Source organism: Sporomusa sphaeroides DSM 2875, from assembly GCF_001941975.2.
Classification (GTDB): Bacteria; Bacillota; Negativicutes; order Sporomusales; family Sporomusaceae; genus Sporomusa; species Sporomusa sphaeroides.
The window spans coordinates 595,934-619,390 of the sequence record NZ_CP146991.1 but is presented as its reverse complement, the minus strand read 5'-3'; the positions used below and the strand labels follow the sequence as shown (position 1 = coordinate 619,390).

General features: G+C 49.2%; 15 protein-coding genes. All 15 read right to left on the bottom strand.

The genetic code is table 11. The annotated features are described in order from the left end of the window. Window positions 1-85: 85 nt before the first annotated feature. A complete protein-coding gene (locus tag SPSPH_RS02805; RefSeq protein ID WP_233138634.1) occupies window positions 86-1,414 on the bottom strand; it encodes an MFS transporter in 1,329 nt (442 codons plus the stop codon). 232 nt (window positions 1,415-1,646) lie between these two features. Further along, the gene (gene panB / locus SPSPH_RS02800) at window positions 1,647-2,498 is read right to left on the bottom strand and encodes a 3-methyl-2-oxobutanoate hydroxymethyltransferase (RefSeq protein ID WP_075753005.1); all 852 of its coding nucleotides are present in this window, start codon (window positions 2,496-2,498) and stop codon (window positions 1,647-1,649) included. 63 nt (window positions 2,499-2,561) lie between these two features. Then, window positions 2,562-4,292, bottom strand: a complete 1,731-nt coding sequence (gene ilvD, locus SPSPH_RS02795) for a dihydroxy-acid dehydratase (RefSeq protein WP_075753003.1) — start codon at window positions 4,290-4,292, stop codon at window positions 2,562-2,564. Window positions 4,293-4,485: 193 nt separating this feature from the next. Then, window positions 4,486-5,733 carry a four-carbon acid sugar kinase family protein gene (locus SPSPH_RS02790; RefSeq protein ID WP_075753001.1) on the bottom strand — a complete coding sequence of 416 codons (1,248 nt, stop codon included), beginning with the start codon at window positions 5,731-5,733 and terminating at the stop codon, window positions 4,486-4,488. Window positions 5,734-5,956: 223 nt separating this feature from the next. After that, the gene (locus tag SPSPH_RS02785; RefSeq protein ID WP_158027039.1) at window positions 5,957-7,879 is read right to left on the bottom strand and encodes a sigma 54-interacting transcriptional regulator; all 1,923 of its coding nucleotides are present in this window, start codon (window positions 7,877-7,879) and stop codon (window positions 5,957-5,959) included. A 76-nt stretch (window positions 7,880-7,955) separates the two neighbouring features. Further along, window positions 7,956-9,635, bottom strand: a complete 1,680-nt coding sequence (ilvD, locus tag SPSPH_RS02780; RefSeq protein WP_075752999.1) for a dihydroxy-acid dehydratase — start codon at window positions 9,633-9,635, stop codon at window positions 7,956-7,958. Between the two features lie 120 nt (window positions 9,636-9,755). Next, window positions 9,756-10,655 (bottom strand): dihydrodipicolinate synthase family protein, encoded by a 900-nt coding sequence (locus SPSPH_RS02775; protein ID WP_075752997.1) that lies wholly within the window; start codon window positions 10,653-10,655, stop codon window positions 9,756-9,758. A 35-nt stretch (window positions 10,656-10,690) separates the two neighbouring features. Further along, window positions 10,691-12,259, bottom strand: coding sequence for a response regulator (locus SPSPH_RS02770; RefSeq protein WP_075752995.1), 1,569 nt, complete (start codon window positions 12,257-12,259; stop codon window positions 10,691-10,693). Between the two features lie 267 nt (window positions 12,260-12,526). Beyond that, complete coding sequence (locus SPSPH_RS02765) at window positions 12,527-14,095, bottom strand: histidine kinase (protein WP_075752993.1); 1,569 nt, start codon at window positions 14,093-14,095, stop codon at window positions 12,527-12,529. A 285-nt stretch (window positions 14,096-14,380) separates the two neighbouring features. Beyond that, complete coding sequence (gene larA / locus SPSPH_RS02760) at window positions 14,381-15,670, bottom strand: nickel-dependent lactate racemase (RefSeq protein WP_075752991.1); 1,290 nt, start codon at window positions 15,668-15,670, stop codon at window positions 14,381-14,383. 152 nt (window positions 15,671-15,822) lie between these two features. Next, window positions 15,823-16,674, bottom strand: coding sequence for a 3-methyl-2-oxobutanoate hydroxymethyltransferase (panB, locus tag SPSPH_RS02755; RefSeq protein WP_075752989.1), 852 nt, complete (start codon window positions 16,672-16,674; stop codon window positions 15,823-15,825). A 26-nt stretch (window positions 16,675-16,700) separates the two neighbouring features. Then, complete coding sequence (gene panB, locus SPSPH_RS02750) at window positions 16,701-17,534, bottom strand: 3-methyl-2-oxobutanoate hydroxymethyltransferase (RefSeq protein WP_075752987.1); 834 nt, start codon at window positions 17,532-17,534, stop codon at window positions 16,701-16,703. Between the two features lie 31 nt (window positions 17,535-17,565). Continuing rightward, window positions 17,566-19,230 carry a dihydroxy-acid dehydratase gene (gene ilvD / locus SPSPH_RS02745; protein ID WP_075752985.1) on the bottom strand — a complete coding sequence of 555 codons (1,665 nt, stop codon included), beginning with the start codon at window positions 19,228-19,230 and terminating at the stop codon, window positions 17,566-17,568. A 395-nt stretch (window positions 19,231-19,625) separates the two neighbouring features. Further along, window positions 19,626-21,455 (bottom strand): putative bifunctional diguanylate cyclase/phosphodiesterase, encoded by a 1,830-nt coding sequence (locus SPSPH_RS02740; RefSeq protein WP_075752983.1) that lies wholly within the window; start codon window positions 21,453-21,455, stop codon window positions 19,626-19,628. A gap of 260 nt (window positions 21,456-21,715) precedes the next feature. Continuing rightward, window positions 21,716-23,401, bottom strand: coding sequence for a methyl-accepting chemotaxis protein (locus SPSPH_RS02735; protein ID WP_075755909.1), 1,686 nt, complete (start codon window positions 23,399-23,401; stop codon window positions 21,716-21,718). Between the last annotated feature and the right edge of the window lie 56 nt (window positions 23,402-23,457).

Genomic DNA, 23,457 nt, shown 5'->3' with positions numbered 1-23,457 from the left:
GGGTCTTGTAGTAGCATGCAAAACATATGCTTGCCGTTAGGACAACAGAAGGCTATGAGATGTTTTTCTCACAGCCTTCTGCCAGTTATGCCTTTATTCCGGGTTGCTTTAATGATTCAGCAGCCGCTTCCTTTTTGGGGATGGCAAGTACTGAAATTGTGCCGAGAATAGCGAAGGTCGCCAAGAAATACATACCTGCGTTGGTCGAGCCTGTTGCATCTTTCAGGAAGCCGACCATATAAGGTCCGAAGAACCCGCCTAAGTTGCCAACCGAGTTAATGATGGCAATGCCGACGGCAGCGGTAGCTTCCGACAGGTACATATTCGGCAAGGACCAGAATGTACCGACAAACGCATAAATACCCATTTGGCTTACACAAAGCAGCAGCATAGAGGTCATGAGATTATCGGTCATAGTTAAACCAATCAAGCCAAAGAAGGCTATCCCGATCGGCAAGGCTGTATGATACCGGCGTTCCTGCATGGCGTCAGAACGTCTGGCAACATAAACCATAGCAATAATAGCGCACATATAAGGAATTGTGGAGATCAGTCCGATGTTAGATAAACTCATAGCCTTTGCCAGATTTTTCAATATCTGCGGCATCCACATGCCAAGGCCATAGAGAGCAAGAACATAGCAAAGATAGCAGAACGACAGATGCCACACGCGGGAGTTTTTAAACACTTCCCATTTGCTGGCAACTTTAACCTTTAATTGTTTGGCCACATGCTCGCGCTCTAATTCGGCCATCAGCCATTGCTTCTCTTCATCGGTAAGAAACTTAGCCTGATCAGGTCTGTCAACCAGAATAAACAAAGTAACAAAACCCAGGATGACAGCAGGCAGTCCTTCCAAAATGAACATCCAGCGCCAGCCGGCCATTCCCATCCAGGTCACATTCTCCATGATCCAGGACGATATCGGGCCGACGATGATATTAGCCAGCGCCATGCCGCACATAAACAGTGACATGGTTTTCGCAAAATGCTTTGTCGGGAACCAGAAAGTAAAGTACAGAACGATGCAGGGATAAAAACCGGCTTCAGCAGCACCAAGCAGACCCCGCAGGATGGCAACATGAGTAACGTTTTGGGCAAAAGCCAGGAAAACCGTTACCAAGCCCCAGCTGACAAGAATCCTGGCAATCCACTTGCGGGCGCCCACTTTATGCATGATAACATTACTGGGAACCTCAAAAAAGAAATAAGTTATGAAGAAGACACCGGCCAGCATACCAAACATGCTCGCACTGATTCCCAAATCCTTGTTCATCTGCAGCGCAGCAAAACCGATATTTACCCGGTCCAGCATAGCCACAATATACAACAGCATAACATACGGCACAATCTTCCAGCGTATTTTACTCATAAGCTGGTTTTCGCGTTCTTCGGTAAAGACTACATTTGCCAATCAACACACCTCCAAATATAATTGCATAATTTTTTCGTGTGACCAGTACCACTTTGTACGTTTTTGAACATTCTGTCTTTTAAAGCGGTATTTAGCTTGTATATATCAGCCTCCCTTATTGCATTTTTTAAAATTTAGCCAGCCATGATACTGTATGTTACTCTAGCTAAGCTACAAATTTATGAGGGCCAGTCCATCACCTTGACCGGTGATGGACTCCCCTGCCGGCAGCTTACTTTTCCAACGCTGCTAAGAATTCTGCTTCTTCGGCAGCGCTCATTTTGTAAGTATGCTCCGCATCATCCGGGAATTGTCCCTGCCGGACTTCCTCGGTATATGCTTTAAAAGCGTTGGTCAGGTGTTCGCCAACATTGGCGTATTTCTTCACAAATTTCGGCGTAAAGTTATCATACATGCCAACCATGTCGGCATAGATCAGCAGCTGACCGTGGGTGCCGGAACCGGCGCCAATACCCAGAATCGGAATACCGGCCCTGTCGGCAATGGCTTTGCCTACCGCCGTCGGCACACCTTCCACCAGAATACTGAAGGCACCGGCTGCTTCAACGGCTTTGGCCTCATTTACAATTTTCATCGCAGCCGACGCACTGCGGCCCTGGGCTTTGTAACCACCGATTTGGCCCATGAGCTGCGGGGTCAGGCCAATATGACCCATAACCAGGATACCGGCTTGCTGGATAGCTCTAATCCGGCTGGCAATGAGCGGGCCGCCGCCCTCTAATTTGATGCAATCCACCAGCGCTTCTTTCACCAAACGACCGGCATTGGCTACGGCGTCTTCGTCGGATTTCTGGTAGGACATATACGGCATATCGCCGACAATAAAGGTATTGGGTGCGCCACGGCGTACTGCCTGGCAATGACGGACCATATCATCCATTGTTACCGGGAAGGTGGTATCATAACCCAGGCACACCATCCCCAGCGAATCACCCACCAGGATCATATCAACCCCGGCTTTTTCCTGCATTTTAGCCGTAAGATAATCATATGCCGTCAAATATACAATCTTCTCTCCATTTTCCACCATTTGCGCAAAATCATTAATTGTCTTCTTTGCCATGCTATCGCCTGCTTTCCTCTTTATTTTTATCTAACTATAACTACCGGCTGCGTAGGTGACTGCTTAGATATCCAAGCCTGCGCCCTCGGTACAGGTACGGGCCAGTTTTTTGTACATTCTTAGCAGCGGTGTCGTATCTTTTACCGGAAATACCTTCGTCTTTTTGCGTTCCGCCAGCACGGCCGCCACTTCCTGCGGTGCGGCTTCCCTGCCATTAATCCCGACAATATCCAGTGTGCGGGCAGCAACATCCATATGAATCATGTCGCCGTCCTCAAGATAAGCAATCGGCCCGCCTTCTATGGCTTCCGGGGCTATGTGGCCGACAGCCGGTCCCCGGGTCGCACCGGAGAAGCGCCCGTCGGTAAACAGAGCCACACTGCTTGACAGCTCCGGCATATTCCAGAGGGCTTCTGTCGTCCGCAGCATTTCAGGCATGCCTGAGCCTTTCGGACCTTCAAAGCGGATAAAGATAGCGGTATTGGGACCGATCTTTCCTGCCAGAAGCTCTGCCACCGCTTCTTCCTCTGAATCAAATACCCGCGCGGTTCCGGTAAAATTATGGATAGCTTCATCCACACCGGATAACTTAATGACAGCTCCTTCCGGTGCCAGATTGCCTTTGAGAATTTTGATATTCCCCTGGGGTTTCACCGGATTTTTCCGGGTTTTAACAATATCGCCCGCCTGCAGCTTATAGTTGCTCAGGTAGCTGTTCACTTCGGCAAACCAGCCTGTCGCTTCCAGCTCATCCAGGTTTTCACCCACCGTCTTGCCGGTAACCGTCATCGCGTCAAGATACAGCATATCCTTCAATTCCCGCATCAGCGCCGGTACCCCGCCGGCATACCAGAACAGGTCTGTGGGCCATTGACCGCCTGTTTTCAGGCTGACAAGCACAGGAACTTCCCGGTTGATGGCATCAAACTCCTGCTGGTCTATCGCAATCCCCACTTCACGGGCAATAGCCGGCAGATGCAGCAGGGCGTTGGTTGAGCCTCCCAGCGCGGCATGAACCATCAGGGCGTTCATGAAATTTTTCCGGCTGATAAACTTACGGGGAATCAGGGACTTCTTTACATTATCAATAATTTGCCGTCCGGCTCGCCGGGCATAGCGGGTCAAATGGGTGGTGTAGGCGGCGGCCAGAGCATTCCCCGGCAAAGCCAGGCCAAGGGCCTCCGACATGCACTGCATCGTGCTTGCTGTGCCGATAAACTGGCAAGCACCGGCGCTGGGACAGCAGTTACGCGAATAATACATGAGTTCCTGTTCGGTCATCTCACCTTTGACATACTTGTCACCGGCTCCGTAGAGAATTTCGGAGGACATATAATTGGGACCGCTGAGCATGGAACCGCCGGTCACATGGAGAGTGGCCATATCAAGCCTCAGCATGGTCATTAACTGCGCGGGAACCGACTTGTCACAGGAAGCCATAAACACAGCGCCGTCAAAGGGTGATGCCAGGGCGTGGATTTCAAACATAAAGGACATGATTTCCCGGCTTGCCAAGGAGTAATTCATCCCGTCATGCGCCATGGCGATACCGTCACAGATATCGGTAACCGCATAAACCGCCGGCTTGCCTTGTGATTCATAAACACCGATTTTTGCTTCGTCGGCCAGTCCTCCCAAATGGCTGCTGCCAGGATGGCTGTCGCCATGGACTGTATCAATTAAAATCTGGAGTTTTCCCAAATCCGGCTCGTCCCACTGCATTCCGGCCCGTAAGCCGTCTCCCTGATAATTGACTTTGCGTAATTGCTGGCTGCGGCTGCAACCACAACTCATAAAAATCGACCTCCTTTAAAAATAATGCGGTCTTTATGATTGCTCTTATTCCGTGAATCTTGCTCCGGTAAATAAGCTAATTTTCAGATATGCCTTATGATTATAACTATTCCTGAAAAAAGGCATCTTTACCTTCTGAATTTTTTGACATCTCCATTAGGAATCTTGTCATCTTGTGTCAAACAATCGTACCTTATAGCAATTCCAGCACTTTGCGAAGAGAGTTCCGCTTGCCAAAGCCGCCGGCCTTAGTAATCAGGCGCAATCCGTCACAGCTATTGCCCACCGCTTTACCAACCGGGATGCCTGGGAGCAATTCCCGCTCAAGATCAATCAGCGTTATCCCTAATGTATTGCAAATACTTGTTGTTGTACCACCTCCGGAAATAACAAGATTACGCAGCCCCTGCCCTTTTACAATTTCGCGGGTAATGTCTCCCAGTAAATTGGTTATGATCTGACCGTATTTTTGCACTTGTACCGATAAACTTAACGCTCCGGCATCATTGCGGTTCATAAGCAGCATATCTGTTACAAGAACCGGAATCCTGCCGCCTGCCAGCGCCGTTTCCACTCTGGCGATTATCTGCTGCCGCACTGTGGTTGTATGGCCTTCATACACTTCAGCAGCATGAATAGCAATTAACTCGGTATTGGGATAATCCAGCACGCTTACGATTTGTTCGGCCGTAACATGATTTAGCGTTCCGGCAACAATCATCGTTCCTTGCCGTAAGTTTGCGGGCCCTTGGTCAGCGATCTTCCAGGCAATCGGCAAATTTCCCGCCAGACCGGCAGAGCCGACGGCAAGGCAGGGAATATCAATGTTGCTGACGGCAATGGCAATTGTCCGCAAGTCTTCATCTGCCACAGCATCAACGGCAATAAGGTGAATGCCTGCAGCGTGCAGCTTGGTAATTTTTTGAATAAGTTTTTTCTCACCCTGCCGTACATCTCTTAGGGTTAAAACAGCCACCGGAGTCTCAGCGGCAGGCTTTACGATTGACGGGACATAACAGACAGGCAGCGGCCTGCTGTCATCACCCCAAGCCTGGAGAATCTGCAAATAACCATTCTCTACAATTCTGCCATGGGCAGGATAGGATGGCACGATGACCGCCAGGGAGAGTGACAGCGATTCCAGCATGGCTTGTATTTCTTCCGCAATATTACCGCGTAAGGTAGAATCAATCTTCTTATAAAAGCGCCGGAAACCAAGCTTGCTGAGAGTTGACCCAATTTGACAGACACGCTCATAGGCTGCCTGGGCCGACATTTTCCGGGAATTGGTGTTAACGGCAAGCACATCAACCCCGGCACTGTGGTCCAGTAGTCTTGCGTAGTCAAGCACCACTTGCGTACTGAATCCAAACTTCCGGAATTGCACGCCTGCGTCATTTGCACCGATTAGGTTATCTGCAATAATCGCTAACCGCTTCATTATAGCTCCAGCTCCATTTCTGATCTTATATATTGCATGTTTCATGCCAATACCAAACCATATGCTCATTATATCGTAAAACCCAGTATTTTAGGGACTGTTGTCGAAATAGTTCCACTAGGCTAATTTCTTAGTCAGGTATGGATTATTGCAAAACGAAAGCCATGTGCGCAGTCTCAGCTACACGCATGGCTAATTTTATAGCTCCAATGGCTTTTTAGATTTATTGCATTTTGAAATCAATTATTTCATTTTGAAATGATCTTAGTTTCCGCCAAATGGTTGTGGTACTAATCCCGAGAATTTTTGCCGTTTGCTCATGGCTGCCGGTTTCTTTTAAAACCTGCATAATTACGGCATGCTCAATTTCTGCCAAGGTTCCCTGCGGCACCACTCTAACGCCATTTCCCCGGCAATCACAGCTTCTGTCCAAAACCTTTTTTACATCCTCGGCAGTAACCACCGCATCTTTTTTAAGAATCATCAGCCGTTCGATCACGCCCTCTAACTCTCTGACATTTCCCGGCCAGGGATACCGGGTCAGAACGCCCATGGCCCCGGCATTAAAATGCAATGGCTGCTTAAGCAGTTTAGCAGCATATTTTTTACTGATACTATGGGATAAAAGCGGTATATCTTCCGGCCTGTCGGCAAGCGGCAGCAATCTTAGCTGCAAAATATTTAACCGGTGATAAAGATCCCGCCGGAATAACCCCTTTTCCATGAGTTCTGTCAGATCTCTATGGGTTGCCGCAATAATACTGACATCAACAGCGATGACCCGGTCCCCGCCAATCCGCATAATCTCACGCTGCTGCAGCACCCGCAGCAACCGGGACTGCGTTCCCGGAGAAATTTCCCCGATTTCATCAAGGAAAATGGTTCCTTTATCGGCCTGTTCAAACAGGCCTTTTTTGCCATTCTTACGGGCACCGGTGAAAGCCCCGCATTCATAGCCAAACAGCTCGCTTTCCAACAGACTTTCCGGCAAAGCGGCACAGTTCACGGCAACAAAAGGACTCCGGCTGCGTTGACTATAATTATGAATACTTTGTGCAATAATTTCTTTGCCTGTCCCGGTATCACCATGTATGAGAATTGTCGAATCCACACAAGCATAGCTTTTAGCTGCCTCCAGCATTTCCTGCATGAACGCATTGACTGTAATATAATCATCGAAAGTATAGTTTGCCGTATAACCACTTTCCACCAGCGCCTTGCCTGCTTTGTCCCGTTCCTTAAGCAGCGACACTTCAACAATAGTTATTACAGCACCCACCGCTTGTCCGCTTATAAGCATGGGAACAATCCGGCAAGTGAAACCCTGTTCGCCGCCATCGGTAAGCGATACGGTTCTTGTCTGTCCGTATCGCAGCGTATCATCAAGATTTATATCCGGAAAAACAGTAACGGCAAGGCAGCCTACCATCTGATCTTTACTCTTTTTCAACAACTTTTCTGCCGTGTGATTTAGGTAGACAATCTGCCGCTGGCTGTCAACGGCAACAATTCCCTCTCCCGTAAACTCCATGATGGCTTTAAACTGTTCCAGTCTTACCCGGTCGACATGACCTGCCCGGAGCAGTTCCTGCGCCTGCCGCACTGACTTGGATACCGTTTCATGACCAATGGTTACAGAAAAACAAGGAATACCTGCTGCCGTATACTCCGGCTCAACCTCCCGGTTGTCCGCTATCCTGGCAGTTGCGATAACAACAGCCGTCACCTCAGCCGGAGCCGTCTCCCTGCTGCCGGACAAGATTTTAGTCTTGCAGCCCAGGATATCGGCAACCGCAGCAATATCTCCGTGAATGGCTTCGCCGGTTAATCCCAGCACCGCATCGGCCAGACGGCCTGTTTTTGCCAGCCATACCGTTATGTTCTGCAAACTCTGCAAAATATCAAAAATATCAGGACAAAGACAGACTGTGGGAATATTAACTGTTGTTTTTATAGTTTCCGCAAAAGCCGCATAACAAATAAGGGCGTCTATCCCTCTTTCGCTGAGTTGCTGCGCGATGGCAATAACATCTTCCCCGGAAGCCACCGCCACATGAATCTTCTCCCCCCACTCGTTGAAGAGATCCGAGGCCTGCAAAGCAAAGTCCCTGTTAGGAGCAATAAGAGCAATTTTATTTATCAGCAAGCTTAGCCCTCCTATATTAAATATTGTTGCAGGCAGGTGATGTGTTGTCAAAAAGGGAGAAAAAGAATTATGCCCTTTACAGCTCGATTACAGCACCCTTCGCCGCCGAACTTGCCAGCTTAGAGTAAACGCCCAAATAGCCGCGGGTAAACTTAGGCTGCGGTCTCTGCCATTTTGTCAGCCTTGCTTGTATTTCCTCCTCCGACAGATGCAAATGCAGGCTGCCGTTAGGAATATCAATGGTGATTTTATCACCATTTTCCACTGCGGCTAGTGGCCCGCCCTCAGCCGCTTCCGGCGAGATATGTCCGACAAAGCAGCCATTATTTGTGCCGGAAAAACGCCCATCGGTAATTAGTGCCGTTTTCTTGGCCAAACCCATGCCGTAAATATATTTCATAGCTTTATACATCTCCCGCATACCGGGTCCGCCTTTCGGACCTTCATAGCGGATAACAACAACATCGCCTGCGGCAATACCGCCGTTTAAGATGGCCGCTTCAGCGGCTTCTTCACAGTCAAATACCTTGGCACTGCCTGTAAATACATGCATGGCCGGATCGATGGCCGCCGGCTTGGTTACAGCAGTACCGGGCGCAAGATTTCCTTTTAAGATAGCCAGACCTTTTTGTTGGCTGAAGGGTTGGTCCAAGGTACTGATGACATTGGGATTAAAGGGATATTTATATTTATAGGCGGCAAGGTTTTCCGCCACCGTCTTGCCTGTTACCGTAATGCTGTCACCATGCAGCAGCTGTTTTATTTCCTCCATTACTTTCGGTATTCCACCTGCCTGATGAAAATCTTCCATATCATACTGCGAAGCCGGATTTACCTTGGCAATCTGCGGCGTCGTCCGGCTGAGCCGGTCATAGGCAGCCATCATGGCACCGGCATCGATGCCAAGTTCTGCCGCAACCGCCGACAGGTGCAGCACGGCGTTGGTTGAACCGCCGGTTGCCATTAAGACCCTGATGGCATTTTCCAGCGACTGATAGGTGATAACCTTATCTGCCGTTATTTGGCACTGTACCAGCGAGACAATAGCTTTGCCCGTACTTTCCGCCAGTCTCAGCCTGTCGGCATACACCGCCGGTACCAGCGCCGCTCCCGGCAGGGACATTCCCATAGCTTCCGCCATACAGCACATGGTATTAGCGGTGCCATAGAAGGCGCAAGAGCCGCAGGTCGGACCGCAAAGCTCCTCTAATTGCTCATAGGTCTCGCCATCTATTTTATCGCTTTTCAGCATTCCCAAGGCTTCAGACATAGTGGTTAAGTCGGATTTCCGCCCGTCAAACGTTACGCCGCCCAGCATCGGCCCGCCGTTTAGGAAAATAGCCGGAATGGTAAGCCTGGCCGCGGCCATCAGCATACCGGGAACAATTTTATCACACGAACCAAGCAGCACAATGCCGTCTAACCGGTGCGCCTCGACCATTACCTCAATATCATTGGCAATTAAATCCCTGGAAGGCAAAATATAGTGCATGCCCGCATGCCCCTGGGCGGTACCGTCACATGCCCCAATAACTCCGAATTCGGCAACGGCTCCGCCGGCCCGATAGATACCTTTGCGCACATGGTCGGCAACCTGGCGCAGGTTAGCATGACCTGGAACCAGCTCGTTCCAGGAGTTGGCGATCCCAATGACAGGCCGGTTTAAATCGTCGTCAGAAAAGCCCACAGATTTAAATACGCTCCGATTGAAGCACCAGTCGGGTTTTTTTAGAATATCATGACTCCTATTGCCCATAAACCTTCCCCTCCTACTCGATTTTGACCTATAAAAACAGCGTTTTAGGATATTGTTCATTATTATCAAACATCGTTCATGTTTGTACAGAAAAATTTTTATCCCGGATTTTCGTCAACCTCACCGGGAAGTTATCCCCGCTTTATCCAATAAAATTCGAATTGTTTGCGACTGCAGAGCTGTCAGCTCAACTGCCGGTTCTTTTACTGCCGGAACAATGGGGACCCCCACGGCGGCAACAGCACCTTTAATGCCGGCAACAAAGGGCGACGTTACCTCATACAGATTCATCAAAATTGAAATTTGCGCCTGGGCTATGGCAAGCTTGCCGAAATCCCGTGCGGCATAGGCCTTCATAAAATCGGCAAAGACCTCCGGAATTACATTTGTCAGGCCACTGAGAGTCCCGTCACCGCCTGCCATTAAATTAGGCAGCAGATATTCGTCATAGCCGGAAAGAACGCTAAAATCCGGAAACTCGGACTTAACCACCTGAATCAGTTTGCGCGTATGGCTAATATTATCCACCGTATCTTTAATGGCTACAATATGCTTAAACTCTCTGACCAGGCGCAGGACAAGCTCCGGTCCAAGGTCAAAGGCAGTTCTGTCAGGAAAATTATACAGCATGATGGGCAAAGCGGTGCTCCGGGCCAGATTGGCATAATAGCGGTAGATACTGTCCGGGTCCAGCCTGAAATAATAGGGAGCAATGACTACCGCGCCATCGGCGCCTGCCTGTTCCGCAAACCGGGTAAGTTCAATAACCTCCGCCTGCACCGTGCCGCCGGTACCGATAAGCACAGGCACCCGTTTGTTGACTGTTTTGGTAACAAAGGTAATAAATTCTTTCTTTTCTTCCAGTGAAAGGGCAAAAAATTCACCAATACTTCCTAGAAACAGAATCCCGTTAATCCCCTTGTCAATTAAACGGTTAATATGAAGCTCGTTTCCCGGAAAATCAATGTTACCCTGGGCATCAAGCACCGTAATGCTTGGCGATAATATCCCTCTAAACATATAAATCCTCCCCTTCCTAGTTTTGGTGAGCAACCTCAGGAGCCTGATTTGGTTATAGAAGCAACCAGCATACTCGGTGATTGCCGGTAGTGTTTTTTAAACACACTGCTAAAATAACTGGCATCACGGAAGCCAACCATATGGGCAACCTCGGCAACGGTATATTTGCCGCTTAACAATATTTCCCTGGCTTTCTCCAGGCGCACAGAGGTCAGGTAGGCCGCATATCCTTCGCCGGCATGTTTCTTGAAAATACGGCAAAAATAGCCTGTGCTCATAAATAGCTTTTCAGCAAATTGTTCCAGCGTAAGGTCTTTATGATAATTGTTATTGATATATTCAACCGCCCATTTCACCGCCTGCCCGGCGCTGTTTTGATCAGCAGAGCCAAGCTTGCTTTCCAGGCTGTCAATCAAGCTGTACAAGCATTGTTCTAACTCAGCTACCGAAGAAGCCTGATTGACTTCACTGATAATTTTTTTACGCAGCAGACTGGCATCCTTGTCGGAAATAATATACTCAGCATACTTTTCAATAAGCTTATTGACTATTTTTATAACTGCCGCGTGCACGGCTTCCGGCTGACACGCCCGCTCTTTCGCTTCACTTAAAAACTGATAAAACGCTTTTTTGGCTCCGTCCGGTTTCCTTTCCAGCAGACACTCCCGGATTTGCTTTTGCACAGCTTCACAATCCATTTCCGCTGACCCATCCACAGCACTGTCGATAACCAAAAGCCCCTGCTGGCGCCAAAATAAACCGGTTGCCCGTTTTTTCTTAGCCTTTTTGTAATCTGCGCCAAGCTGTGACGGCCTGACAACCAGGCTTACCGCAGCACAAAAAGTAATGCCGTATTTTTGCTCCCACTCTTCTAACTGGTGCTGCAGCATACAGCGCACATCATAATCCCAGCGGTTAAAAATCATAACCAATTCTTCGCTAAAGGAAGTCACAATGGCATGCCCGCCAAAAAGTTCCACCCCTTCCTGCAGCAGCCGTTTCCCCAGCCCCTCCATGTGAGAGCTGCCGGAACCGGGCCAGTACGAAGCAGACAGTACGGCTGCCGGAAAAAAGTCCTCTTTTGCCGAAATACGCTGCAGCAAAGGCAGTGTCTGTGGATTATCACCGTCATTTTTCAAAAGTTCAAATAATTTCTGCCGGTTGACAACAGGCTTGTCCTTGGCAATTTGCCGCTCCATACGCTGAAGCCGCTGACAGGCTATGCGTTGACTCAGCGCGCTGGAGATGCCTTTCCGGAGGGTATCGGCCAATTGATCCGGTTTAATGGGTTTCAGAAGATAGTCGGCAACCTGGGTTCGAAGCGCTTGTTGAGCATACTCAAACTGACCATAAGCCGTTAAGATATAAATGATGGTATCCCGGTGCTTCTCCCGGATAATCTCAGCCGCCTCAAGCCCATTCATAACCGGCATATTAATGTCCAGGATAACAAACTCCGGTTGATACCGGTCCACCAGCTGCACGGCCTGCTCACCATCTGCCGCCTCCCCGCAAATTTCGAAAGGCAGGTTATGCTGATTTACAATATAACGCAGGTAACGGCGTACAGCAGGTTCATCGTCGGCGATAATCATCTTGTACATTTGTTCTCCTCCACTCGTTTAGTGTGAAAACAAGCCAGTAGTCCGCCAAGTCTAAAGCTATAGGATGAATTGCGCGAGATTTTTCGTCCAGCAAGGCGGAGGAGCCGCGCATATCGGACATATGTAAGGTGACGATAAAGTAAACACGGTTTGTGCTGAGCGACAGCGACAGCAGAAACCGATGTTGCCCTTATGCCCCCGTGGGCCAACGAAGCTGGGCGGGAAATCTCGCGATAAGAACACTATGGCTTTGGGCTTGGTGGACTACTATAACCGCAAGACAATCCGGGCCAAAGTCCCCCCCGCTTCCAAGCGTTCAATAGTAAATGTAAACATATCTCCATAATAATGCTTTAATCGCAGGAAGATATTCTTAATCCCGATACCTTTCAGGCTTGGCGGGTCATAATCATCGCCGGACAGCTCACGCACCGCTGCCCCAATGTGTTTAGCTATACCACAGCCATTGTCATGCACCTCAATAATGCCGCAATTATCCTCTTTATACGCCCGCACCAGCAGTTGTCCCTGCTGGGCAACATCCTTAAACCCATGCAAGATGGAGTTCTCAATTAAAACCATGATTGTCATGAAAGGAATTTTCACTTCCAGCATAGCGGGCTCAATGTCAATGGCAACAGCAAATTTGTCGGGAAACCGGGTCTGCTGAATAAACAAGTAATCCCGGACATAGCTTAATTCCTCTTCGATGGTAACTAACGACTCGGCTTTTCCCAGGCTTAATCTCAGCAGATTGGAGAGTGAATACGTTAATGACGCCAGGGTGGTGGCACCATCCATTTCGGCCTGTTGGGAAATAGTATTTAGGGTATTAAAGAGAAAATGCGGATTGACCTGCGATTCCAGAAATTTTAGCCGCGCCTGGCTTAAGGAGTGATGCAGCCGTGCCTGCATTTCCCGCTCCTGGACTAGATTGATCCGGTAGTAACTCAACTCTTTTTCTTTCATGGAGTCAATCATCAGCTGTACCAGTGAAGCACTTACCAATGACAGGGTTTCGGCCACCGAATTAAGATGGTTCCGGTGAATAAAGTTCAGTTTAAAATAAGCTTCCTGCGCACTGTTGACGGCGAAATTTTCCGGAACCAGTTGGGTTAAGTTTGTTGACATTCTTCCATAGCCACAGCCAAGATAGCCCAATACCTTGCCATTGACAATAAACGGGCTTTGAATGGCAGAAACACCAAATTTGCAATGAAAAATCCGTTGTCCCGCATATGCCTGCCGCTCAGTTGCCTCATGCAGGACACAATCGCCGCTTTTCTCATCCAGACAGCTCTGGCAAATTTCCGGCAGGTTGTCTTTATCTGTCAGGAAATTGCCTGCCTCATCAATAAGTGTAACCGTCATCTGCACCGATTGGGACAGCTTTTCCACAATACTGTCAAGATTAATGGCCTTAGCCACTTCTGTGAGAACAATATCTCCGGACATACTGACTTCTTTCAACGGCTTGGGAATCACCGAGTGAACAATGCTAAGAAAAGCCGTCGGTTTGGAGGAGCGATTGGCAAGCCAGTGTTTTCCACCCTCACTGATATAGCCGATTTTACCTTCACCCAGTCTTATTTCCCGTTCATTGCAATAATGCGTGGTTACGCCATCAAGACCAATGATAATTTCAATAAAACCGGTATGCACATGCGACTGCTGCCAGGCACCGGGATATACAATAGCTACAGACACTGTGGGCTGAATGCCCGAACTGTCCGGTTCTAATTGCAGCCAGTACTGTTCTCCCCAATCAAAATGCTGATCACTGACAATTTCTAATTGCAGAGAATCCTTTATTTTGTTAATAATGTCAATGGTCATGCTGCATACCTCATAACATCAGTATCGTATCACTAATAATTTATCCATTGATGGCTAAACTCCTGCATTCCCGAATTGCACAAAGGGCTGTGAGGTTTCCCCCTTCAGCCCTGGCTCCCTGCTTGGAATTAAGCTACTTTGCCGCCGCATCCGGAAAAAAGCGGCTTTATTCTTCATCGCAATTTTTCAAATTTTCATTAATTATAGTATTGGTTAACCGGCAGGTAATTACCTCCTGAATTTATTGATATTCACTATGAATTTATTGCACAACCCCAGGTGGTCTTACTTTAGAATAGGCAGTGTGTTTGCTCCCTGCGGCATTACCGTATACATGGGTTTTTCAACACCGCATTTTTCTCTGGCAATCCGGAGTGCCTCCTCCAGTGTGGTTGTGGGAATCATGCCTGTCTTGGCCACAAGCTCGGCATTTTCAGGACGGGTTACCATGACATAGGTGGCGTGGTTGCTGCATTCGACTTCTTTGAGCGCCACCCAGCCGGGTATGCCAAAATCTGCGCGCAGTGCCTTTTCCATAGCCAGCGTATCATCATAGCCAAACCAGCGGGAAAATTCCTGTGGCTCATAAATATCTTCGCACTCACTCAGCAGCACTACCACACCGCCCTTTTTAACGGCATAATAAGCGTTATCCATAGTTTTACCTGTTTGATAAAGATTGATATCTTTAGGGTAACCGCCGGCACTGGCAACCGTAATATCGGCCAGAGCCTCAATTTCCACACCGTACAGCTGATCTACCAGTTTGCAGCCTTCCTGCCAGGCCGAAACCCAATTACCGGCAAAAATCCCGGCATATTGTCCGTCAGGTGTCGGCACCATATTAATGATAAAGTCCGGTTGAACAAAACCGGCAATCTCCATCATATCTTCATGCAGGTCGTTGCCCAGTGTTTTCCGGGAGGCAGCATTAGGATTAGAGCCTGACCCCACCTCGGCGCCAAGCCCCCACAGGTGGTTCTGGCGAATAGTTTTAATGGAACTGATCCCCGGAACAACACTCTTACGACCGCCGCCAAAGCCTGCCATATAATGATAAATAATGCCGCCTGTCAGGATCAGCCTGTCAGCTTCGGCGGCTATCTTGTTAATCGAAACCTCCGTCCCCCGGCTGGTCGTACCATAATAGACCATATTCTCCGTATCCCAGGCATCATGGTTGACGACTTTAACCCGCTCGCAAATTTCCTTGCCGCACAGTTGGACAAACTCTGCTTCGGTATTTTGGCGATGTCCGCCTACCGCAATAATAATCGTAATATTACTGTCCGGAACCCCGGCTTGGTTAAGGGTGGCAAGGATTTCCGGCAACACCAGCGGCATCCGCTGCCAGGCACGCGTAATATCACTGACAGCAATGGCAACCGTTTCACCAGGTCTTACGAGCTCCTTCAGCGGCGGCGCATCAATCGGCCTGAGCAATGCTTCGCGCACCGCCTGAGGGATATCAGCAACCGGCGGATACTCCCGGCCAATAATTTCGTGCAATACTTGTTCTTTAGGAACAGAGAAGCTCAGCTCTTCTTTGCCGCACTTTACCGTAAAATTCCTCATGTTTCAACACCTCTTTACTTATAGTTTTTATTAAGCGCCAGCGGCGCAGCGTAGCTAACGGCCGTCCGCGCCGGGCTTTGTACCGGCAGCTTTTATTAAAAGAGGCTGGAGGTTGCGCCTCACAGCCTCTTTTCCACCCTTGCCGCTACTTATTATTTAGCCAGCAACGTGAGAAATTCCTTTTCTTCTTCAGCACTCATTTTGTAAGTATGTTCCGCATCATCCGGGAACTGTCCCTGCCGGACTTCCTCGGTATAGGCTTTAAAAGCATTGGTCAGGTGTTCGCCAACATTGGCGTATTTCTTAACAAATTTCGGCGTAAAGTTATCATACATGCCAACCATGTCGGCATAGATCAGCAGCTGACCATGGGTGCCGGAACCGGCGCCAATACCCAGAATCGGAATACCGGCCCTGCCGGCAATAGCTTTGCCTACCGCCGTCGGCACACCTTCCACCAGAATGCTGAAGGCACCGGCTGCTTCAACGGCTTTGGCCTCATTTACGATTTTCATCGCAGCCGACGCACTGCGGCCCTGGGCTTTATAACCACCGATTTGGCCCATGAGTTGCGGGGTCAGGCCAATATGACCCATTACCAGGATGCCGGCTTGCTGGATAGCTCTAATCCGGCTGGCAATGAGCGGGCCGCCACCCTCTAATTTGATGCAATCCACCAGCGCTTCTTTCACCAAACGACCGGCATTGGCTACGGCGTCTTCGTCGGATTTCTGGTAGGACATATACGGCATATCACCGACAATAAAAGTATTGGGTGCGCCACGGCGTACTGCCTGACAATGACGGACCATATCATCCATAGTTACCGGGAAGGTGGTATCATAACCCAGGCACACCATCCCCAGCGAATCACCCACCAGGATCATATCAACTCCGGCTTTTTCCTGCATTTTAGCCGTAAGATAATCATATGCCGTCAAATATACAATCTTTTCTCCATTTTCCACCATTTGGGCAAAATCATTAATTGTCTTCTTTGCCATTTGCAGTAACACCCCTTATCAAGAACTTAGTACAAGCGTTTCAAATCTTCATCATTCATCGTAAAGCAATGTTTTTCTTCCGGGAAGGTACCGTCATCAATTTCCTTGCACCAGGTATCGAAAACATCCACCATTTGCTGTCCCATTTGCGCGTATTGCTTAACAAACTTAGGCACAAATTTATCAAAAATACCTACCAGATCATAGGCGTTCAGGTTGTGGCCATTGCAGTCCCCGCCGCCGCCAACGCTGATAGTTGCGCATTTCACCCGCTCGGTAATGAGTTTGCATAACCCGGCAGGCATGCACTCCAGCACCATGGCAAAAACACCGGCGTTGTCAATGGCAATTGCATCCTGCAGCAGTTTTTCCGCAGCTTCCGAGCTTTTACCCTGAACCTTAAACCCGCCCATCATGGCAGCAGTCTGCGGCGTTAAGCCGATATGACCCATTACCGGAATACCTGCATCAACAACGGCTTTTACGGTATTGGCAATTTTAAAGTCGCCTTCCATTTTTACACAATCGGCGCCAATTTTTAAGAGAGTGCCGGCATTGCGGATGGCCTCATCTTTATTTACCTGGTAAGACAAAAAGGGCATATCACCTACGACAAAAGTATTGGGAGCTCCCCGGCGAACCAGCTTTACATGATAGATCATATCTTCCATGTTTACCGGCACTGTGCCGTCATGTCCCTGAATAACCATTCCCAGCGAATCGCCGACCAGAATGAGTTCGGCAGCCGAACGGTCAACAATACCTGCCATCGGATAATCATATACTGTAATCATTTTGAACTTTTTGCCATTATGTTTTGTCGCAAGAATCTCAGGAATTGTAATTTTTGTTTTAGCCATTGTTATTTCCTCCTACAATTTTCTTTATTTACTATTTAAAGATTGCACCGTCCATTGCTGACGATACCATCTTTGCATAACGGTCAAGATAACTGCCCTTAATTACATGGTCTTGCTTCATCGGCCTCCAGGCTGCTTTGCGGCGGGCCAGTTCTTCGTCACTGACATGCAGGTGAATACTGCCTTGGGGGATATCAATTTCAATCATATCACCTTCCTCGATCAAGGCTATCGGACCGCCTTCCGCCGCTTCCGGCGACACATGCCCGACAGCCGCCCCGGCAGTCGCTCCGGAGAAACGGCCGTCCGTAATCAGGGCCACTTCCTTGGATAAGCCCATACCCACAATGGCTGCTGTAGCGGTGAGCATCTCCCGCATACCGGGTCCGCCTTTCGGGCCTTCATATCTTACGACCACCACATCGCCTGGTTTGATTTGTCCGCCATAGATAGCGGCAACTGCCGGCTCTTCCTGGTTAAAGATCCTGGCCGGTCCTTTGTGGTGATACATTTCCGGCACAACAGCCGCACTTTTACATACCGACCCTTGTGGAGCCAGATTGCCATACAGCAATTGCAGCCCGCCTTTGGCTGAATAAGGATTGTCCAGCGTCCTAATGACATTGCTGTTAATTACCTTAACATCGCTTACATTCTCGGCAACTGTTTTTCCGGTTACAGTCAAAGCTTCTTTATGAAGCAGGCCGTCTCTGCATAATTGTCCCATTAATGCCGTTATTCCGCCAGCATTATGGACATCCGCGGGATAGTGACCATTATTGGCAGGCTTTATCTTCACCAGGTGCGGCACCTTTTGCGCCAGTTCGGTAAAACAATTGATATCAAAATCAATATCTGCCGTTTTTGCCAGTGCGGTCAAATGCAGAATGGTATTGGTAGAGCCGCCGATGGCCAGATCCACAGTAATTGTATTTTCAATGGCTTCTTTGGTCACAATTTGACGCGGTAAAATGGATTTGTGGTATAACTCCATAATTTTCATGCCTGTTTGTTTGGCCAATGCCAACCGTCTGCCGGTACCGGCCAGACAGGTGGAACCAGGCAGACACATCCCCAGCGCCTCTGTAAGGAAATTCATTGTATTGGCAGTTCCCAGCAAATTACAAGCACCACAACCCGGCAGTGCATCTCTTTCCCGTCTGGACAACTCCTCACGGGTAATGATGCCTCTGGCCACATCGCCCTGCGCCGCCATCAAATCGGTATACCCTATTTCCTGTCCGTCAACACAGCCGGTAGCCATCGGACCCCCGCTAATCATGATAGCAGGAATATTGAGGCGAACAGCGGCCATCAGCAGGCCTGGAGTTATCTTGTCACAATTAGTAATCAGCACCATCGCATCATATTGATGCCCGTTGACCATACATTCCACCGAATCACAAATCAATTCCCGGCTGGCCAGCGGATAATGCATGCCATAGTTGCCCTGGGCAATACCGTCGCACAGGCCGATCGTCGGAAACTCTATCGGTGTCCCGCCTGCGGCAATAATTCCTTCCTTAACAGCCTTAGCAATGCTATCCAGATGCACATGTCCCGGCATGGTCTCATTCTGAGTATTAACAACAGCGATCAACGGTTTATCCAGGTCTTCCGGTAAAAATCCCATAGAATAGTACAAAGCCCGGTGTGTTGCCCGTTCCAAGCCCCTTGTGGTAATATGACTTCTCATGTCATTGTTTCCTCCTTTTATTAGTCCTCTATATATTCCGTGTTACAGAATCTGACAGGCGCAGGCGGGTGGTGCAAATAGTTGGCACGTTATATACATCTGTTCACACATGGGCCGGTAAACCTGCAAGTATGTCTTATGCTTATAATCTATTCCTGAAAAAAGCGGCTTTACCTTCTGAATTTTTTGACATTTCCATTAGGAATCTTGTCATCTTCGGGGGAAGCGAAAACAATATAACCCCACAGCTTAGCCGCCGCTGACAACGGCAAAGAGCGCACCGCAAAACGTTTTAACAAAACGCAATGCGGCACGCCCTTTTTGAGTCAGTAACCAGGAAAACAGATTGACCGGCATTCTTGAAATGTGGCTGCCATTATCGCAAATTGCAGCCGTTATTGGCGGCAATGCAATTTTAGCAGCGGCGCTTCCCGACGAAACGCAATTAATAAGTCAATAGCCTGTTCCCACGGCACCGGCCGGCTCAATAAATAACCCTGGATATAATCACAACGGTACTTAAACAATTCTGCGGCCTGCTGTTCTGTTTCCACCCCTTCGGCAACAACAACCAGGCCCAGACTATGTGCCATATGGATAATCGCGCCGGCGAACTGTGCATCGTCGGAGAGGATTTTGTCGATGAACGACTTGTCAATCTTAAGCTTTTTGACTGGCAGGTTTTTTAGATAGGTCAAGGACGAATAACCTACGCCAAAGTCATCCAGTGAAAGACGCACACCGTAAACCTTTAATTCCTGCAATTTGCGAATACTGTCTTCCATCGAATGAATCAGGACATTCTCCGTTACCTCCAGTTCCAGCTGACTGGGTTGAATAGCCGCAGTTTCAATGCTCCTGCGGACAAGTGAAACAAAATCCCTTGCCTCCAGCTGGCAGGGTGAAATGTTAACCGACACGCTTATTTGGCCCAGCCCCAAATCTGTCATAGTGCGGGCAAACTTGCAGGCTTCACGCAATACCCACCGTCCGAGCAGATGAATCAGATCGCTTTGCTCGGCCAGCTTAATAAACCGGTCAGGCGGCACTGCTCCATGTTCCGGGCTTGTCCAGCGCAATAACGCCTCAAAACTGATAATGTCCCGGTCCGGCAGTGACACTATCGGCTGATAATGCAAAGCCAGTTCTCCCCGTTCTATTGCGTAGCGCAGATTATGCTGAATGGACATGTTTTCGCAAGCGTCCTGTTGCATACTTTTTTTATAAAACCGCCAGGAATTCTTGCCGCTTTCCTTGGCAGCATACAGGGCGAGATCCGCCTTCTTAAACAAGTCTTCCGCCTTGTCACCGTCCTCCGGGTATAATGCCACACCAATACTTGCCGAAACGCGGATACTTGTGCCGCAGAGTGTATAATCCCGCGTGAGCGCCTGCGAAATGCGCTCAGTAATGGCGGCAATTTCCTCCCGGTCAGTCCTGTTAAGCAGCAATACGATAAACTCGTCATCGCCAATCCGGGCCACTATATCGGTCGCTGCGGCTTCGCCAAAGATATAGGAGCCGGCTTTGATTATCACCTCATCGCCGCAGGTATAACCGAAAGTATCATTAATCAGTTTAAAATCATCCAGGTCAATGAACAGCACCGCGCCTCCGGCCTGCCCCCGGCTTACCTTTTCGAGCTCCTCTGTCAGCCGTTCTTTAAGACTTGTCCGGTTTGGCAGCCCTGTCAAACTATCGAAATAAATTAGTTGGCGCACCTGACTTTCCGCCACTTTTCGTTCTGCAATTTCTTTTTCAAAATACATAATCAGCATGCCCAGCGCCGCTGCCAGCGCCAGAATGGCCCCCAATAAATATCCCCAGGTTGCAAACCAGGCTACATCGCGCAAAAAGGGATAGTTCACTTTGTGCAACCCCCAGACAATGAAGGTGCAGCCGGCAATTATTTTCCCCGCGCCCGCAATAGGGTAGGTAAGCATGGTTCCGCCAACCCAGAGGTTGACCAACCCAAGAAATATAAAAATAGGCATATATAGCAGTGCGGCTGGCAGGGATAAGTAATTGCCCGCAACAATCCATAATCCCCCCACTATGGACAGCCCTATCCATACCCGCTTGCGCTCATGTCCCCCAAAAGCATCGGTTCCCCAGGCTAGAAAAATACCACTAAGCAGGGAAACAAACTGGTTCGCAGAAAAAAGATACGGCGTGGCCGGAGCAGAGACCAGCCCCAGCTCAGAAATAAGCCGGAGAACATACAAGACCCAGCCTGCTGACCAAAGGCCGATAAAATTTTCCTGATATTGTTGGTAAAGGTATAGGTTGACTGCTAAAAGAACGCTGGTAGTTGCCAGCGTGACAGATACGCTAAAAAGAATCTGTTCTATGATATCCCAACTCCGTTCCGCCGGAGGCTTAACCAGTGTTCTCCAGGTTATAACCGGTATAGCACTCCCGTATTGCCGTTAGCAGCCGATACCGCCGATTGTGGAAGGCGGCACCCAGCCCGTTCAGGTGAGACTCACACACGAAACTTGACCACCGCTGTCTGGAGCTCCTGCGCAAGTTTTGCTAAGGCTTCACTGGAGGTTGCGATTTCTTCCATGGAAGCCAGCTGCTCTTCGGCAGCTGCCGAGACGCCCTGGGCTTCACCCGCTGATTTCCTGCTGAGTTCATCAATCTTTTTGACCGCTCCTACGATATGCTGACTGCCGGCTGCCATCTGCTGAATGGCTGCCGAGATATCTCTTACCTGAGCAGACACTTGCAGCACCAAATCAGCAATTTCACTGAAAGCACCGCCGGCGGTATTGACCACTTCGGCCCCGGTCTTGACTTCCCGGGTACCGTCATTCATGGCCACCACGGCCTTCGCGGTATCTCCCTGGATTTCCCCGATTAAGGCGGCAATCTTTTTAGCTGCCTCCTGAGATTGTTCGGCAAGTTTTCGTACTTCCTCCGCCACGACAGCAAAGCCGCGACCTTGTTCGCCGGCACGGGCTGCTTCGATGGCGGCGTTCAGCGCCAGTAAATTTGTCTGACCGGCAATGCCGGAGATGGTATCCACGATCTGGCCAATTTCCTTAGACCTTTCACCCAGTTTAGCCACTACCGCTGCCGAGGTGTTGACAGTATCTTCAATCCGGGCCATCTGGCTGACCGCTTTGTCCACAGCCTCGCCGCCGTTTTTGGCTTTATCCGCCGCTTGGGACGATTGGGCGGCAACCTGATTAGCACTTGCGGCCATTTGCTGGACACCTGCCGTCATTTGCTGAATCACGGCAGAAGTTTCGTCAGTTGCAGCCATTTGTTCATTGGCGCCGGCGGCCACCTCGGTGATGGAAACAGCAATCTGATTAGCTGCCTGAGCAGACTGCTCCGAGCTGGCGGTTAGTTCCTCCGACGAGGCGGCTACCTGCTCGACATTGGCGTTAATGTGCTTGATAAGTGTTTTAAGCTCTATAACCATCGTATTAAAGGCTGACGCCAGTTGGCCAATCTCATCCTGACTTACCACCCTTACCTGCTGCGTCAAATCTCCGCTTGCCACCTGCTGGGCCACTACCGCCAGCTGGTTGACCGGACGGGAGATGCTGCGGGCGGCAAAAATGCCGATGCCAACACCAAAAAGGGCACTTAACAAACCGGCGGTCACAGCAGCCTTGCCGCTATTGTCGGCGGCCGTTACTGACTTATTTATAGACTCATTAATTTGCTCCTGCCGCCAATCCACATATTCCTTGGCTTTATCCCGCAATTGCCGGCCAAGATCCGTAAGCTCGCCGTTCATTACCGCCAGAGCTTCCTGCTCTTTGCCTGCCTGCTTTAAGGTAATAACTGCCTTTTCGGCTATCTCTGTGTACTTGGCATCCAGTGCCAATAATTCACTTGCGATTTTTTTGCCTTCTGCCGTACGTGCGGTAGCCAACAGCTCTTTTTCAAGCTTTTCGCTTTCTGCCGTCACTCGCCGAAAATTATTAAGCGACACCGAATCCCCGGATATAAGATAGCCACGGAGTGAAGCAAACTTGTTTTCTATACCTCTGGCAATCTCCGCAGTTTGTATTAATCGCGGGATGTCCTCCCCGCCGGTTTTAGTGATTAACTCTCCGGCAATATTGACATTGTACATTACAAAACCGAAACCAATCGCTCCTACGATTACCACCAGCATGAAGTAAGCAATCATTTTACTTAGCAAATTCATCTTCAAAAATATGTGCCTCCTTTTCTTCTTCTTGAGTTGCTCCATACAGATAACAG